Raw genomic sequence first — 15,529 nt, forward strand, 5'->3', positions numbered from 1 at the left:
ACCCGTCCCGGGGCCGTCCGGTCCTCGGTGTACTCGGCGTCCTCGGTGGACTGCCTCGCCTCCGGCGGGCCGCCTTGCCCCCGGTGGACCGCCTTGCCGGAAGATCACGTTCACGGAAAGATCGCGCGCGCCGGCGCCTGGCTCGTCCGCGAAGGTCGCGCGCGTCGGCGTCCGGCCCGTACGCAAAGATCGCGCGCCGGCACCCACCCCGTACGCAAAGATCGTCCGCACCGATGACCACGACCACCCCATCACAAGATCGCCCCGCGCGCCCCGCCCCCCACAGCGCACAGCCCTTGGGGAGCGCTACTCCCTGCGTCACGCGCCGGTGGCTCGCGCCGTGGCGCGCATCCCTCGTGAAGGTGACTTGAGACCACTCCGAGACCTGGACCAATCGGCAGGCGACTCCCAACGTTCCTCAGACAGTCACTGGTGAACACCCCCAACTCCCTGCGTTTCACAGGGCATACGGGGCATTCGGCCGTGCAGAAACGTGCCTTTCCACTCCTGCACGCAGCGCCCCGCGAAAGGACCGCCCGAGCCCTACTATCGGCTCGCCATGACAGCAGCAGGGAAGCACCAGGTGAGCCGGTCTACCGGTCGCCGGCTGGGGCGGGCAGGCATCCGGGACGTGGCCGCCGCAGCCGGGGTATCCATCACGACTGTCTCCGACGCGCTCAACGGCAAGGGCCGGCTTCCGGATGCCACCCGTCGCCACGTCCGCGAGGTGGCCGACCGGTTGGGTTACCGCCCTTCCGCCGCCGCCCGCACGCTCCGTACCGGCAAGTCAGGGCTCATCGGCCTGACCGTCACCACGTACGGGGATGAACCTTTCACCTTCACCGAATTCGCGTACTTCGCGGAAATGGCCAGAGCCGCCACCTCGGCGGCGCTCGCCCGCGGGTACGCCCTCGTCATCCTGCCCGCGACCTCACGCCACGACGTCTGGTCGAACGTCGCACTCGACGGCACCGTCGTCATCGATCCGGCCGACGGCGATCCCGTCGTCACCGAGCTCGTACGGCACGGCATCCCCGTCGTCTCCGACGGCCGACCCGGCGGGACCCTCCCCGTGATGGGCTGGGTCGACAACGACCACGAGGCAGCCGTACTGGGCCTCCTCGACCACCTCGCCGATGCCGGCGCCCGCCGCATCGGCCTGCTCACCGGCACCACCACCGACACCTACACCCGGCTCTCCACCACCGCGTACCTGCGCTGGTGCGAGCGCGTCGGACAGGACCCGGTGTACGAGTCCTACCCCGCGCACGACCCGTGCGCGGGCGCGGTGGCCGCCGACCGCCTGCTGGCCCGTCCGGACCGCCCGGACGCGGTGTACGGCCTGTTCGACCCGAACGGCACCGACCTGCTGGCGGCGGCCAGACGCTACGGGCTGCGCGTCCCCGAGGACCTGCTGCTGGTCTGCTGCAGCGAGTCCACGGTCTACGCCACGACCGAACCGCCGATCACCACCCTCTCCCTCAAGCCCCGCCGGATCGGCACCGCCGTCGTCCAGCTCCTCATCGACGCCATCGAAGGGCTGGACAGCGGGCGACCGGTCGAGCAGGTGATACCGACGGACCTGATCGTGCGGACCTCCTCCCAGCGCAGGTCCACACGGACGACCGTCAGTCCGCCGCGGGGCCCGTCCGGGGCCTGACCCCGCCGGTCACCGCGCAGGCCCCTCCGGATCCGACCGTCACACGTTCGAGCGGCCGTGTGGACGCGCTTCCCGCGTCCGCACGGCCGGAGGTGTGTCCGGCCGGGGTATCGGGCCGGAGAGTCGGACCGGAGCCACCCCACCGGACGACTTCGGCACGTCGTGCCGTCCCCCTGCCGCCGCCGCGCCGCCCGCCCGGCACCCAGACGCCCGGGATAAAATCGGGTGGATCCCGGAGAAAACGGCAGCGAACACCGGGCGCCGAGCGATTGACCACCCCCGGGTGCGTCACAACCTGCGAGCGGCATTCCTATGATGGGCGCACGACACCACGGACCGCCGTCGACCAGGCAAGGTCCGCGAGGTGCACGGCGGCGCGACGGTGGAGGGGTCGATGACTCAGGGGGCCAGTGTGGGACCCATGGTGCGGACCATGCCGGCACAACCTCCGGCTCCGGGGCAGCCGCCTGCTCCACCGGTGCCCCCGGCACCCGCGGTCCCCCCGCAGCCGACCGTTCCTCCGGCGGCCGTGGGCGCGCCCGCCGCTCCGCACGGCATGCCGCCCGAGTACACGCCCACCGAGCGCTCCCTCCCGGTCGTCGGCCCCGTCGCCACGGCCGGCGGCACCGGTCACCCCGACGGCCGTACGGACCTCCCGCCCGTCACCCGTACGGACACCCTCATCGACCGCCCGACCGTCGACCTGACGGCCGTGCCCGAATCGGCCGTACCCGCCGCCGAGCAGCAGGAGGGCGGCGGTCCGCTGTACGTCGTCGGTGACGTGCACGGTTACTACGACGAGCTGCGCGAGGCGCTCGCCGCCGAGGGCCTCATCGACGCCGACGGCCAGTGGGCCGCCGGCAACGCCCGCCTGTGGTTCCTCGGCGACTTCACCGACCGCGGCCCGGACGGCATCGGCGTCATCGACCTCGTCATGCAGCTCTCCGCCGAGGCCGCGGCGGCCGGCGGCTACTGCAAGGCCCTGATGGGCAACCACGAACTGCTGCTCCTCGGCGCCAAGCGGTTCGGTGACACCCCGGTCCAGTCCGGCGCCGGCACCGCGTCCTTCCAGGCCGCCTGGCTCCTCAACGGTGGCCAGAAGACCGACATGGACCGCCTCCAGGACCACCACCTGCAGTGGATGGCCCGCCTCGACGCCGTCTCGGAGGAGGACGGGCACCTGCTCGTGCACTCCGACACCACGGCCTACCTGGAGTACGGCGACTCCATCGAGGACGTCAACGACACCGTCCACGACGTCCTCACGCGCAGCGACGCGGACGAGGTCTGGGACCTGTTCCGCAAGTTCACCAAGCGGTTCGCCTTCCGCGACGAGGAAGCCGGCCCCATGGCCGTACGCGAACTCCTCGACACCTACGGCGGCCGACGCGTCGTGCACGGCCACAGCCCGATCCCGTACCTCCTCGGCGAGGTCGGCGGCGAGGACGACGACGAACGGGAGAGCGTCGCCGTCGACGGTCCGCACGTCTACGCCGACGGGCTGGCCATCGCCATGGACGGCGGGATCACCATGGCCGGAAAACTACTGGTCGTACAACTTCCCCTGACTGCCTGACCGTTATCCGGGCAGGGGTAGCGGAAGGTAGGGAAGTGGCGCAGCGGGGCCCGAGCCAGGCAGGAGCGGTCCCTATTTCCGCAAACACCCTGTCACCCCGTGCCGGAGGCGCTCTACCATCGGTCTATCCGTAGCAGGCTCTCCTCCGTTTCCGCCCACTGCCCGGCCCACGCCGGCCTGTACGGCCCTACGGAGCATCGGGGGATGCACATGAACAGCGCTCCGCACCTGCTGAGCGAGGATCGCGCGGAATTCGCGCGGCTCCTCGACGAGGCGCTGCGCACCGCGGAATACCGACCGGAAATGCCCTCCGCGGCGGGTAAGCACCTCAACACCGAGCAGTTGCGCACCATGGCGCTCAGCGCCACATCGGCCATCGCCGCATGCGCGACGGCCGAATACCGACACTATGTACGGCTCCGCGAGGAGCTGCGCGCTCCGGCACCCGCACCGGACGCCGGCGGCGTGGAAGGCCGTGAGGAGAAAGGCGCTTCCGCGGGCGGACCGGGGATCGACCTCGCCACGACCGTGGGCGAGGTCGCCGAACCGGCCGGTGCCGGACTGGCCGCGATGCTCGCGGTGCTGGCCCCGGTACTGGCGGGGATCGCCGCCGTCCTGTTCCTGGTCATCGGGTACATCCTGCGGACGGTCGGCACCGACCCGTCCGCCGCCCAGCCGATGATCAGTGTGGGCTGGATCTTCGCGGCGATCACCGCCGCGGGGGCACTGGTCGCCATGGCGAGCCTGGTCCTCGCAGCCTGGCGCAACGGCTCCACCTCGCTCCGCGCCCCACGCACCGGCGACGGCCGGAGCGGCCCGGCCGGGGAGGTGGACCTCGCCCGGGACGCCTGGCGGCAGGCGCTCCTGGAGCGCGGCATACTGCCGTTCCTGCGCGAGGCCCTGTCCGATCCGGCCGGCGTCAACGGCCACGGTACGGCCCGTTACGTGCCGCGCCGCGGCGTCGACGGCGGCCGTATCCCGACCCTGGGCTACTCACGGCCCGACTTCACCAGCCCGGACGGCGGCCCGCCCGCCGCTCCCCGACCCCGCTTCACCAGCCCGGACTTCACCAGCCCCGACTACGGGGGCCCGGACCACCATCCTGAATAGCGCCCGCACGCCACACCCGAGGGGGGTCCGATACCGGGCCCCCCTCGGCTGTGCGCGGACCCGCCACGATGAAGTGAAATGCGGTTTATCGGGCGGGGGTTGGGGTGGCGGGGGACTTACGTTCGGCGGTGGAGGTGATGCTCACCATGAGCACACAAGACGCACGGTCCCCGCACGCGGGACGGCAGGAAGCTATCGACGTCAACGACTTCGTGTACGCGGCGGCAGGGGCGCGGGTATGAAGGCTGACCATGCCGGACGGAACGCATTGGTTTCCGGCTGTGGATGTCGCCGTCAACCTGGGCTACGACAACACGCGCCAAGCGCTTATGGCCCATGTGCCCAAGGCGGGAATCAAAGTGCTCGGCGCTCTTGCACGAAGCGTCTGTGGGGCAGACGCTTCCCGCAAGATTGCAGGTCACCGGCTCAAGACATCGATGAACATGGTGGACCTCCATGGGCTCATCATGCTCGTCAACGCGTGCACCAAGGCCGAAGCCGAGCCGTTCAAATGCTGGGTGGCGGAAGTAGTCGCAGCCGTGCAGCGGGACGGTACGTACTCATTGAGTGGAGCCACTGCCCGAGCCGGTGCCCCAGCGGCACCTGCGGCCTACACCATTCCCGATCACGTCGCCGACGCGATCATCCGCCTTGAGGAACACGACCTCCGTATGGACGAGACGTACACGGCGCTGCGAAACCAGGAGATGCGTTTGCTCGGCAGCATGGCCGAATCGCTGGAGCGCATCGCGGACAAGCTGTGCGGAGCCGACTCACCGGCCCCCGTGAACCCCGCTTTGACCCCCGACGATCTGCTCGCGGACTGGAAAGGCCGACACTTGGTCGTCACCGGAGACATCTGGGCCGTAGCGGCCTACCTTGCTCCGGCGCTCGTCAACTCAGTGTCACCAGATACCCGTTGCGGGTGATCGCCCAGCGGACCGGACTCACCGAGCACCGCGTGCACGACTCGCTGCGGATGCTGCTCAAACGGGGGTGTATCCGACAGGCCGGGGTGGGCGCCTACGGGGCCCCGAGGTGTACGGGGCCTCGCTGACCCGGTACGGCGCGTACGCAACGGGCCCGAAGTCGCAATCGGAACTTGCGGCTTCGGGCCCGGACGTTGTTGCACGATAGCCATGCCGCGGGGATCGCACCAGCCTGTGGACAACGCCCCGGTGAGCTCCTGAGACCGTAACGGGAGGTTACGCTCTCGGAAACTCTCACTCCGCGATCGGCAGATACACCCGATTCCCCGCCGCCGCGAACTCCTTCGACTTCTCGGCCATTCCGGCCGCTGCCTCCGCAGCCGCCTCCGTGCCGACCGCCAGGTCGCCACCGTGCTCGCGGCGGATGTCCTGCGAGATCTTCATGGAGCAGAACTTCGGGCCGCACATGGAACAGAAGTGCGCCGTCTTCGCCGGCTCCGCCGGCAGCGTCTCGTCGTGGAAGGCGCGGGCCGTGTCCGGGTCGAGGGCCAGGTTGAACTGGTCCTCCCACCGGAACTCGAAGCGCGCGTCGGACAGCGCGTCGTCCCACTCCTGGGCCCCGGGGTGGCCCTTGGCCAGGTCCGCCGCATGGGCCGCGATCTTGTACGTGATGACACCGGTCTTCACGTCGTCCCGGTCCGGCAGGCCCAGGTGCTCCTTCGGCGTGACGTAGCAGAGCATCGCCGTGCCCCACCAGGCGATCATCGCCGCGCCGATCCCGGAGGTGATGTGGTCGTACGCGGGCGCGATGTCCGTGGTCAGCGGGCCGAGCGTGTAGAACGGGGCCTCTTCGCAGATCTCCTGCTGGAGGTCGATGTTCTCCTTGATCTTGTGCATCGGGACGTGTCCCGGGCCCTCGATCATCGTCTGTACGCCGTGCCGCTTGGCGATCGAGTTCAGCTCGCCGAGCGTCCGCAACTCCGCGAACTGCGCCTCGTCGTTGGCGTCCGCGATGGACCCGGGGCGCAGACCGTCGCCGAGGGAGTACGTGACGTCGTAGGAGGCGAGGATCTCGCAGAGTTCTTCGAAATGGGTGTAGAGGAACGATTCCTTGTGGTGCGCGAGGCACCACGCCGCCATGATCGAACCACCGCGCGAGACGATGCCGGTCTTGCGGCGGGCCGTCAGGGGCACGTACCGCAGCAGGACACCCGCGTGGACGGTCATGTAGTCCACGCCCTGTTCGGCCTGTTCGACGACCGTGTCCTTGTAGATCTCCCAGGACAGTTCCTCGGCCTTGCCGTCCACCTTCTCCAGTGCCTGGTAGAGGGGGACGGTGCCGATGGGCACGGGGGAGTTGCGCAGCACCCATTCGCGGGTGGTGTGGATGTTGCGGCCGGTGGACAGGTCCATGACCGTGTCGGCGCCCCAGCGGGTCGCCCAGGTCATCTTCTCCACCTCCTCCTCGATGGAGGAGGTGACGGCGGAGTTGCCGATGTTCGCGTTGACCTTCACCAGGAAGTTCTTGCCGATGATCATCGGCTCGATCTCCGGGTGGTTGACGTTGGCGGGCAGGACCGCCCGGCCGGCCGCGATCTCGTCCCGTACGAACTCGGGGGAGACGTTCTCGCGGATCGCCACGTACTCCATCTCCGCCGTGACCTCGCCCCGCCGCGCGTACGCGAGCTGGGTGACCGCGGCGCCGCCCCGGCCCCGGCGCGGCTGCCGGGGGCGGCCGGGGAAGACCGCGTCGAGGTTCTTCAGGCCGCCGCGCGGCGAGGTGTGCTTGAGGCCGTCGTCCTCGGGCCGGGGCGGCCGCCCCGCGTACTCCTCGGTGTCGCCGCGGCTGATGATCCAGTTCTCCCGCAGCGGCGCCAGGCCGCGGCGGACGTCGTTTTCGATGTTGGGGTCGGTGTACGGCCCTGACGTGTCGTAGAGCGTCACGTCCTTGCCGTTGGTGAGGTGCACACGCCGGACCGGAACCCGGAGGTCGGGGCGCGATCCGGTGAGGTAGCCCTTGTGCCAGCCGATCTCCGTGGCGGAGTTCTGGCCGTTTTCGGGCGTGCGTGCATCCTGCAGAGTCATGAAGACCCACTCCCTACGCCGGCATTACCCGGTAACAGGTTCGGCGGTCGACGCAGCGATGTCCGTGACGGCGTTCCCGGCTTCGGCCGGACGTTCCGTACGGGGGTCAGCGCCCTCTCAGCCCGGTGCTCCGAGCTCCCGCGATTGCAAAGGTGCCACCACGGTAGCGGCCGGTGTGGCGCGGTGAACAGGGGGCCCTGCCAGTTCTTGCGATGATCGGGCGGTGACCAGCAACGAGCCTTCGCACTCCGCGCACGACCACGCTTCCGGTCCGTCGCACGGGTCCGGGCCCGTGCCCGCAGCCGGGGCCGGAGCCAGGACCGGAGCCGAACACGAGCCTGGCCCCGGCCAAGGGCACGGGCACAGTCATGGGCACGGGCACAGCCACGGCCCCGCGGCCCCCGTCTCGCGCCACCTCCGCAAAGTCATCGCGGCGGTGCTCATCCCGTTCACCGCCGCGGTCCTGGTCGGACTGGTCGTGCTGTGGCCGGGCGGCGCACCCGGCCACAAGCCGTCCGGTGTCGGCTTCGACCAGCCCACCGAGAAGGCGAAGGTGGTGAAGGTCGAGGAAGTGAACTGTGCGGACGTCCATGCCCAGCAGCAACAGCAGCCTTCGCAGCAGCAACCGTCCTCCCCCACCGGCCCCCAGCAGGCCAAGCACTGCGAGCGGGCCATCGTCGAGGTGACCACCGGGAAGGACACGGGCCGGCGGTTCGAGTCGATCGTGACGCCCGACGCCACGCGGCACTACAAGGCCGGGCAAGGTGTCGTGGTCGCGTACGCACCCAAAGCGCCCAAAGACTTGCAGTATTCGGTCACCGATGTGGACCGAACCTTCCCGATGTGGGTGCTCGCCGCCCTCTTCGCCGCGGCGGTCGTCGTGGTCGGGCGGCTTCGCGGGGCTCTCGCGCTGGTCGCGCTCGTCGTGAGCTTCCTGGTGCTGACGCTGTTCATCCTCCCTGCCATCCTCCAGGGATCGAATCCCCTGGTGGTCGCCGTCGTCGGGGGCAGCGCGATCATGCTGGTCGCCCTCTACCTGTGCCACGGCCTGACCGCACGTACGTCCGTCGCCGTACTGGGCACGCTGGCCTCGCTGCTGCTGATCGGCCTGCTCGGCTCCCTCTTCATCGGGTGGGCCCTGCTGACCGGCAACACCGACGACCAGACCGGGCTGGTGCACGGCCTCTACCCCGACATCGAGGTCCGCGGTCTGCTGCTGGCAGGCATCATCATCGGGTCTCTGGGTGTGCTCGACGACGTGACGGTCACCCAGACCGCCGCGGTCTGGGAGCTGAAGGAGGCCGACCCGTCGGCAGGCTGGCGCAGGCTCTACACGTCGGCGATGCGCATCGGCCGCGATCACATCGCGTCCGTCGTCAACACGCTCGTCCTCGCCTACGCGGGCGCGGCACTGCCACTGCTGTTGCTGTTCACGATCGCACAGAGCAGTGTCGGTACGGTCGCCACGAGTGAGGTGGTCGCCGAGGAAGTCGTACGCACACTGGTGGGCAGCATCGGCCTGGTCGCGTCCGTACCGCTGACCACCCTGCTGGCCGCGCTGGTCGTCTCCGCGGACCGGGAGACGGGCCTGGAGCCGGGCCGGGGCACCCGCCGAGGTCCAGGGCGGGGTACGAGGCCGAGCACGGGGCGAAGTGCGGGACGACGCGCGGGTCGGGGCGCCGGCAGCGGCAGGCGGCGGCGCGCACACTGAACCGGCGGCCGGGCCACCCGGCCCGGGCCGACCGGGTTCCGGCAACGAGCCGGCAGCGGCGGCCCGCTCACCCCGCCTTCTGCGCCTCCGAAAGAATGCGGTCCAGTGTCGAGTCGAGCGTGTCGCACACCTCTTCCTCCCCGATCGGTACGAGTCGGTCCGTACGGTCGAGGAAGGCCACCAGCGGCGGAGCGCCGGCACGGAACAGCGCCCGTTCATCGGCCACCTGGAGGCTGATGAAGACATCGCTGAGGTGCTCGGAGGAGGACGGCTCGATACGTACGTCACCCTCACCGGACGGCTTGCTCAGTCCGTCCAGCAGCAGCTCCCGACTGAAGGCCCAGGTCACAGGCACATCGCCGGGAAGGTCGAAGGTGAAGCTGACCGCATAGGGGTCCGCGCGGTCGAAGTACAGCTCCACCGGGATACGGAAGGCGAGCTCCTCGGACACGAGGAAGCTCATGATCACTTCTGCCTGAACTGTGTCGGTCATCAACCTCTGCCCCGGACTTGGTCGGAGATGGCCAGGAATCGTCCTTCTTGGCCCCATTGACGCCATCGTCTGTCACGTGCAAGCGGATCACAAGGAGTGATTTTTCAGATACTGATAGAGAAAGCGAGTGTTGTTAACGTCGCCTCCACCATTCTGCGTAGTCGTTCGGTGACGCAGTGTAGGCGCTGAGCGTCGCTCGCGGGAAGAGAAATCGCCACGGTCGCGGCCGCCGAACCCACCTGGATCGGAATCGCCGAGCATACTGTGCCCAAGGCATATTCCTGTTGCTCATAGGCGACTTGGGCGCGGCGCACCGCGTCCAGGCGGTGCAGCAGATCGCCCTCGCACCGCACCGAGTAGGGCGTGAGCGACTGCACCGGGTACCGGGCCAGGTGGTCCTTCCTGGACCGTTCGTCGAGTTGTGCGAGCAAACATTGCCCGATCGCATGTGCGTGCGCGGTGGTACGGAAGTCCACCCACTCCTCGACCGGCGGCCGTTGCGGGTCCTCGGTGGCTGCCACGACCTCCACCTCACCCTCCCGGTAGACCGCGAAGTAGGCCGCGGCGCCGATCCGTTCGCCCAGGACGGCCAGCGTGTCCCCCAGCTCGGCACGGCGGCACCGCTCGGCGCCCGCCCTCCCGATGGAGCCGGCGGCCTCCCCGTAGACGAACACTCCGTTCTCACGGCGCAGATAGCCCTCGTGCGTCAGGGTCCGCAGCAGGTGGTACGTCGTCGGAAGCGGCAACCCCGCCTCCCTGGCCAGCTGTTTGGCCGGCGCACCGGCGGAGTGCGCGCCCACCGCCTCCAGCAGGCGCAGCGCCCGCTGCACCGAGCCGATCAACGTGGGGTGCGAAACGGATTCACCGTTCACCGTTGCCAACGCCAACCCCCCTGGTCGGGTCGCCGGGGCGGCACGGCCCCGGTGGCGGGAGCCGCTCCCGCTCCGCCCGCGTCTCCCAGGGGCCCTCGTCGACGCCCGGACCGGTCCTGCCTCACTCGGTATTTTCCGGAACGTCACCATCCGGAAGACGCCTGCGAACCGCACTCTAACTTGGCCGGTCCGGGCGGCAGAGGGATATGGCGCGGAGATCGGGTGCGGATCGGCGTTCAGATCGGCGAGGAGATCAGTGAGGAGAGCGGTGAGGAGGGCGGTGAGGGACAGGCCAGGGGATCGGCACGCGAGTCGGCCCGCCGACCGGCCCGGTACTGCCGCTCCACCGGCGCGGGGGCGGCCGGACCACCGGCACAGGAGCAGCCGCACCCCGGCGCAATAGGGAACGCCCCGCTCCCTTTTCGGAGCGGGGCGAGCCAGGCGCGATGAGCGGGGCGCTATGAGCGGAACGGGGCCAGTTGGCCGGACCAGTTGGCCAGCACCAACCGGCCATGGCCAGCGGTTCAGGACCAGCGGGTCTGATCCGACGTAGCGGAGGGCCGGCAGAACCGGGCGGGATCAGGAGGAGGGAGGAAGGGGCGCGATCAGCAGGATCGGGCCCGGCTCCCTGCGTACCGCTCGGTCACCAGTCGCTCCGCGACGAGGAGGACGAGGAGCCCTTGAGCCTGCGCGCCAGGTAGACGACTCCGGCGATCAGCGCCACCGCTACCAGGACCTTGAAGAGCAGGCCGATCAGGAAGCCGACCGCGCTGGCGATCAGGCTGCCGAACACCACCAGGAGGACGACGGGCACCGCGACCCATGTCACCCACCACGGAAGTCCTGCGAACGTCCCCTTGCCGGCCATTGCTCTGCCCTGCTTTCTGCGTCTTCTTCGCGTGTGCTGTCGTCTGTCTGTGGTGCGCCTTGATCACGTGGGCCCACGGACCGCGATGTGCGGTCCCCGGTCCCCGGCCCGCGGTCCTGTTCGACGTCCCGCGTCCGTGTCACGTGCCCGGCCGGTGCCCCGGCCCCGGGGGCCCGATGCCCTGTTCCCCCCTGCACCACCGATGCTAGGACGGCGCGGGACGGAACGGGGGCCGCGCGGCCCCGGCCCTCCCCTGAACCGTCCCCTACGGGTCCGGGGGCGCACGCCTCAGCTTTCGGGCGGAGAGAAGACCACCATGACCCGCAGGTCCTCGCTGATGTGGTGGAACTTGTGCGGCACCCCGGCGGGGACGTACACCACGCTGCCGCGCGCCACCGAGGTCGTCTCCATGCCTACGGTGATCGCCGCCCGCCCGCTGACGACCAGGTACACCTCGTCCTGTTGGTGCGGGAGCTGCGGGTCGGTGCTGCCCGCGTCGAGGGCGTAGAGCCCGACCGACATGTTCCGTTCCCGCAGGAACTGCAGATACGCGCCGTCGTTGGCGGCCCGCTCCGCCTCCAGTTCGTCGAGCCTGAAAGCCTTCATGCCGTTGGTACCCCTCGGAGTGTCCGTATCGTCTGCGACGATCTCACCATGAAGAATTTCGTGGTCAAGACGATCGCCAATGCCGCGGCGCTTGCCGTGGCCATCTGGCTGCTGAAGGACATCACACTGACCGGAGAGAGCACCGGGCGCAAGACGCTGACGCTGCTGCTGGTCGCGCTGATCTTCGGTGTGGTGAATTTCGTCGTCAAACCCGTGGTGAAGCTGCTGTCGCTGCCCCTCTTCATCCTCACCCTCGGCCTCATCACGCTCGTGATCAACGCGTTGATGCTGCTGCTGACCTCGTGGCTGGCGGAGAAGTTCGACCTCGCCTTCCACGTCCAGGGCTTCTGGACCGCCGTACTGGGCGGCGTGATCATCTCGATCGTCTCCTGGGCGATGCACATGGTGCTGCCCGACGACAGGGACTGAACCGTGCGTACTCCGACACCGCCTCCGGCGCACCCCCGGACTGCCGCCCCGTACCGCGTCTGTTTCGTCTGCACCGGCAACATCTGCCGCTCGCCGATGGCCGAGGCCGTCTTCCGGACCCGCGTCGAGGAGAACGGCCTCGACGAGTCGGTCGTCGTCGACAGTGCCGGTACGGGCGGCTGGCACGAGGGCGACGGGGCCGACCCCCGGACCGTCGCCGTCCTCCGTGCCGCCGGCTACGAGGAGGACCACTCGGCCCGGCAGTTCCGGGCCGAGTGGTTCACGACGCTGGACCTGGTGATCGCGCTGGACGAAGGTCATCTGCGCGCGCTGCGGCGGCTGGCACCCACCGCGCGGGACGCGGCCAAGGTGCGGCTGCTGCGCTCGTACGACGCCGCGGTGTCGCCCGGAGGGGCCATACGTCCGGACGGAACGCTGTCCTCCGGTGAGGCTCCTACGGGGGCTCGCTCCCACGATCTGGACGTTCCCGACCCGTATTACGGAGGTATGGCAGGGTTCGAGGAGTGCCTGGAGATGGTCGAGGCCGCCTGTGACGGACTGCTGGCGGCGGTACGGGCCGCCCTCGAAGGGGAGGGGGCTCTGGCCGAAGGGCAGCCCGTCGGCTTCCGGTCGTCTGCGGGCGAGGTTCGGTCGTCTGCGGGCGAGGTTCGGTCGTCTGCGGGCGAGGTTCGGTCGTCTGTGGGGCGGGAGCGGTCGCCCGCTGGGGAACCGTCGGTCGCCTGACGGCTCCGGTCCGGTTCCGTCACGGCATAGGCCCCAGGCACACGTCCATGCCCAGACCCCAGGCCCGGGCCCAGCCCCCCCGGGCCCAGCCAGGTCCACGCCCGCTCCCCGCCCCTCCCCACCTCCACCGAGGAGAACCCCGCATGACAGGTGACAGCACACGGGCCGTACGGGCCGGGCTCCCGGCGGCCGAGGCGTACGAGCCGTCCCTGCCCGGCCCGGTCTTCGCCGCGCACTACCACCTGCCCGGCGATGCCACCGGCCCGTATACGTACGGCCGCGATGCCAACCCCACCTGGACCCGGCTGGAATCGGCCATCGGCGACCTGGAGTCCCCGGACGAGCCCGCGCAGACCGTGACCTTCGCCTCCGGGATGGCCGCCATATCGGCGGTCCTCTTCTCCTGTCTGCGCAGCGGCGACACGGTCGTCCTCCCGAACGACGGCTACCAGTTGCTGCCCGCCGTCCGCGAGCGCCTGGAGAGCTACGGCGTCGAGGTGCGTACGGCCCCCACCCCCGGTGACGCGCAACTCGACGCGCTCGACGGCGCCCGGCTGCTGTGGATCGAGACGCCGTCCAACCCCGGCCTGGACGTCTGCGACATCCGGCGCCTGGCGGAAGCCGCGCACGCGCGCGGCGCCCTGGTCGCCGTCGACAACACCCTGGCCACGCCACTCGGCCAGCGCCCCCTGGACCTCGGCGCCGACTTCTCCGTGGCCAGCGGCACCAAGGCGCTGACCGGCCACGGCGACGTACTTCTCGGTTACGTGGCGACCCGCGACGCGGCGCTCGCCGACTCCGTACGGATGTGGCGCAAAACCGTCGGCGCGATTCCCGGCCCGATGGAGGCGTGGCTGGCCCACCGGTCGCTCGCCACGCTCGCCCTGCGTGTGCGGCAGCAGTCCGCCGGGGCGCTCGCGCTCGCGGCGGCGCTCCGGGAGCGGCCCGAGGTGACGGGGCTGCGGCATCCCGGGCTGCCGTCCGACCCCGCGCACGAGATCGCCGTACGGCAGATGCGCGAGGGCCGCTTCGGCAACATCGTCTCCTTCACGCTGCCCGACCGCGCCCACGCCGAACGCTTCCTGGCGGCGCTGACGCTGGTGGACGACGCCACCAGCTTCGGCAGCGTGCGGTCCACCGCCGAGCGACGCGGACGGTGGGGCGGCGACGCGGTGCCGGAAGGTTTCATCCGCTTCTCGGTCGGGGTCGAGGAGCCGGCGGACCTGATCGCGGACGTGACGAGAGCACTGGACACGGCGTTCCAGCGGCCGTCCTAGCCACAGCGGGAGGCGGCGGACGGTGGGGGGAGGGGGCGACCGGTGCGGCAGCAGGTGTCACCGGCCCGTACCCGTGCCGCTACGCGCAGCGGGCTGGCAGGGTATCCCCCCTCGGCACCCTGCCAGCCCCGGTTCGCATCATTTCGAACCGCGCAGACAAGGCTAGTTGACTCAGCGTCAGTGTCCAATCACGCTGGCGACACAGCCCTATCGACAAATTTATAGTTGGCGGTCGCCGACTCGACGGGAGTGGAGGGAGGTACGGATGGACCTCGCTTTATTACGCACGTTCGTCACGGTGCACCGAGCGGGATCCTTCACCCGGGCCGCCGCTCTACTGGGGCTCTCCCAGCCCGCCGTGACCAGCCAGATACGCAGCCTGGAGCGGCAGTTGGGCCGACCGCTCTTCCTCCGCAAGGCCCGCGGGGTGACCCCCACCACCGTCGGCGACGAGCTCGCCCACAAGGTGGCGCCCCACCTGGACGCGCTCACCGAGATCACCGAAGCCGGACTCGACGAGGAGTCCGCCATCCGCACCCTGCACCTCGCGGGTCCACCGGAGTTCACCTCCCAGCGCGCGTTACCGGCCTTGGCGCCGCTCATAGACCAGGGCCTCTGCGTACGGACCGCCTTCGGCCCCGCGGACGAGCTGCTGGCCGGCCTGGCCGACGGCCACCACGACCTCGCGATCACGACCACCCGGCCGCGTGGCGCCCTGCTCACCGCCACGCCGCTGTGCGACGAGGAGCACGTCCTGATAGCGGCCCCACGGTGGGCGGACCGGCTCGGCGGCCCCTCGGTCGTCCAGGCGAAGGGCGTGCACGCACTCGACCCCGTACCGCTCGTCGAGGTCCACGAGAGCCTCCCGCTGATCTCCCGATACTGGTCAGCGGTCTTCGAGACGCCCCCCGCGGCCTCGGCGGCCGTCATCGCCTCCGACTTACGGGCGGTGCTGGCGTGCGTCACGGCGGGCGCCGGCTTGGCGGTACTGCCGCGCTACCTGTGCACGGAGGCGCTGGACAGCGGCGAGGCCGTCGCCCTGCTCGATCCTCCGGTACCGCCTCTGCGTACGTACTTCCTGGCCACCCGGGCCGGGACGCTGGCGCTGCCGCACATCGCCCGTACGCATGAGTGGCTGCTCCGGGCGGCAGCGGACTGGTGAGGCGGCG

At 70.2% G+C, this 15,529-nt stretch carries 14 protein-coding genes and 1 riboswitch; of the genes, 9 read left to right on the top strand and 5 right to left on the bottom strand.

All coding sequences use genetic code 11. The annotated features are described in order from the left end of the window. The first annotated feature begins 559 nt into the window (after nt 1–559). From AB0A97_RS23105 to AB0A97_RS23120, 4 genes are all read left to right on the top strand, one after another. Nucleotides 560–1,660: a LacI family DNA-binding transcriptional regulator gene (locus tag AB0A97_RS23105; protein ID WP_030178622.1), complete on the top strand. Its 1,101-nt coding sequence runs from the start codon at nt 560–562 to the stop codon at nt 1,658–1,660. Between the two features lie 421 nt (nt 1,661–2,081). Then, entirely contained in the window at nt 2,082–3,236 is a 1,155-nt protein-coding gene (locus AB0A97_RS23110) for a metallophosphoesterase (RefSeq protein WP_361152986.1), read from the top strand. 204 nt (nt 3,237–3,440) lie between these two features. Beyond that, the gene (locus tag AB0A97_RS23115) at nt 3,441–4,346 is read left to right on the top strand and encodes a hypothetical protein (RefSeq protein ID WP_361152989.1); all 906 of its coding nucleotides are present in this window, start codon (nt 3,441–3,443) and stop codon (nt 4,344–4,346) included. A gap of 251 nt (nt 4,347–4,597) precedes the next feature. Next, nucleotides 4,598–5,275, top strand: coding sequence for a Bro-N domain-containing protein (locus AB0A97_RS23120; RefSeq protein ID WP_361152992.1), 678 nt, complete (start codon nt 4,598–4,600; stop codon nt 5,273–5,275). A 294-nt stretch (nt 5,276–5,569) separates the two neighbouring features. Here the strand turns inward: AB0A97_RS23120 and thiC are convergent, their stop codons facing one another. Next, nucleotides 5,570–7,360 carry a phosphomethylpyrimidine synthase ThiC gene (thiC, locus tag AB0A97_RS23125; protein ID WP_361152995.1) on the bottom strand — a complete coding sequence of 597 codons (1,791 nt, stop codon included), beginning with the start codon at nt 7,358–7,360 and terminating at the stop codon, nt 5,570–5,572. Continuing rightward, nucleotides 7,354–7,512, bottom strand: a riboswitch (TPP riboswitch). Its footprint overlaps the gene before it by 7 nt. A 140-nt stretch (nt 7,513–7,652) precedes the next feature. Between thiC and AB0A97_RS23130 the strand changes: the two genes are divergently transcribed. Then, nucleotides 7,653–9,071 carry a YibE/F family protein gene (locus AB0A97_RS23130; RefSeq protein ID WP_361153386.1) on the top strand — a complete coding sequence of 473 codons (1,419 nt, stop codon included), beginning with the start codon at nt 7,653–7,655 and terminating at the stop codon, nt 9,069–9,071. Nucleotides 9,072–9,138: 67 nt separating this feature from the next. Here the strand turns inward: AB0A97_RS23130 and AB0A97_RS23135 are convergent, their stop codons facing one another. The 4 genes from AB0A97_RS23135 to AB0A97_RS23150 form a co-directional block, all read right to left on the bottom strand. Next, nucleotides 9,139–9,564: an SsgA family sporulation/cell division regulator gene (locus AB0A97_RS23135; protein WP_031006684.1), complete on the bottom strand. Its 426-nt coding sequence runs from the start codon at nt 9,562–9,564 to the stop codon at nt 9,139–9,141. A 104-nt stretch (nt 9,565–9,668) separates the two neighbouring features. Further along, entirely contained in the window at nt 9,669–10,445 is a 777-nt protein-coding gene (locus AB0A97_RS23140; RefSeq protein WP_361152998.1) for an IclR family transcriptional regulator C-terminal domain-containing protein, read from the bottom strand. Nucleotides 10,446–11,079: 634 nt separating this feature from the next. Beyond that, nucleotides 11,080–11,304, bottom strand: a complete 225-nt coding sequence (locus tag AB0A97_RS23145; protein ID WP_361153001.1) for a DUF5326 family protein — start codon at nt 11,302–11,304, stop codon at nt 11,080–11,082. A 288-nt stretch (nt 11,305–11,592) separates the two neighbouring features. Beyond that, complete coding sequence (locus tag AB0A97_RS23150) at nt 11,593–11,910, bottom strand: cupin domain-containing protein (RefSeq protein ID WP_361153003.1); 318 nt, start codon at nt 11,908–11,910, stop codon at nt 11,593–11,595. Between the two features lie 48 nt (nt 11,911–11,958). On the opposite strand from AB0A97_RS23150, the gene AB0A97_RS23155 reads away from it, so the two are divergent. The 4 genes from AB0A97_RS23155 to AB0A97_RS23170 all read left to right on the top strand — a co-directional run bounded on the left by AB0A97_RS23155 (nt 11,959) and on the right by AB0A97_RS23170 (nt 15,522). Continuing rightward, nucleotides 11,959–12,339 carry a phage holin family protein gene (locus AB0A97_RS23155; protein ID WP_030022923.1) on the top strand — a complete coding sequence of 127 codons (381 nt, stop codon included), beginning with the start codon at nt 11,959–11,961 and terminating at the stop codon, nt 12,337–12,339. A gap of 3 nt (nt 12,340–12,342) precedes the next feature. Next, nucleotides 12,343–13,083, top strand: coding sequence for a low molecular weight protein-tyrosine-phosphatase (locus AB0A97_RS23160; RefSeq protein WP_361153006.1), 741 nt, complete (start codon nt 12,343–12,345; stop codon nt 13,081–13,083). Between the two features lie 143 nt (nt 13,084–13,226). Then, nucleotides 13,227–14,360 (top strand): cystathionine gamma-lyase, encoded by a 1,134-nt coding sequence (locus AB0A97_RS23165; RefSeq protein ID WP_361153009.1) that lies wholly within the window; start codon nt 13,227–13,229, stop codon nt 14,358–14,360. A gap of 265 nt (nt 14,361–14,625) precedes the next feature. Further along, nucleotides 14,626–15,522, top strand: a complete 897-nt coding sequence (locus AB0A97_RS23170) for a LysR family transcriptional regulator (RefSeq protein WP_361153012.1) — start codon at nt 14,626–14,628, stop codon at nt 15,520–15,522. The last annotated feature ends 7 nt before the right edge of the window (nt 15,523–15,529 follow it).

The sequence above is a fragment of the Streptomyces sp. NPDC045470 genome (assembly GCF_040646595.1).
GTDB lineage: Bacteria > Actinomycetota > Actinomycetes > Streptomycetales > Streptomycetaceae > Streptomyces.

Coding starts and splice junctions, on each gene's coding strand:
- AB0A97_RS23115 (WP_361152989.1), top strand. CDS start 3,441: ATGCACATGAACAGCGCTCCGCACCTGCTGAGCGAGGATCGCGCGGAA.
- AB0A97_RS23150 (WP_361153003.1), bottom strand. CDS start 11,910: ATGAAGGCTTTCAGGCTCGACGAACTGGAGGCGGAGCGGGCCGCCAAC.
- AB0A97_RS23120 (WP_361152992.1), top strand. CDS start 4,598: ATGCCGGACGGAACGCATTGGTTTCCGGCTGTGGATGTCGCCGTCAAC.
- AB0A97_RS23105 (WP_030178622.1), top strand. CDS start 560: ATGACAGCAGCAGGGAAGCACCAGGTGAGCCGGTCTACCGGTCGCCGG.
- AB0A97_RS23155 (WP_030022923.1), top strand. CDS start 11,959: ATGAAGAATTTCGTGGTCAAGACGATCGCCAATGCCGCGGCGCTTGCC.
- AB0A97_RS23135 (WP_031006684.1), bottom strand. CDS start 9,564: ATGACCGACACAGTTCAGGCAGAAGTGATCATGAGCTTCCTCGTGTCC.
- thiC (WP_361152995.1), bottom strand. CDS start 7,360: ATGACTCTGCAGGATGCACGCACGCCCGAAAACGGCCAGAACTCCGCC.
- AB0A97_RS23145 (WP_361153001.1), bottom strand. CDS start 11,304: ATGGCCGGCAAGGGGACGTTCGCAGGACTTCCGTGGTGGGTGACATGG.
- AB0A97_RS23165 (WP_361153009.1), top strand. CDS start 13,227: ATGACAGGTGACAGCACACGGGCCGTACGGGCCGGGCTCCCGGCGGCC.
- AB0A97_RS23170 (WP_361153012.1), top strand. CDS start 14,626: ATGGACCTCGCTTTATTACGCACGTTCGTCACGGTGCACCGAGCGGGA.
- AB0A97_RS23110 (WP_361152986.1), top strand. CDS start 2,082: ATGGTGCGGACCATGCCGGCACAACCTCCGGCTCCGGGGCAGCCGCCT.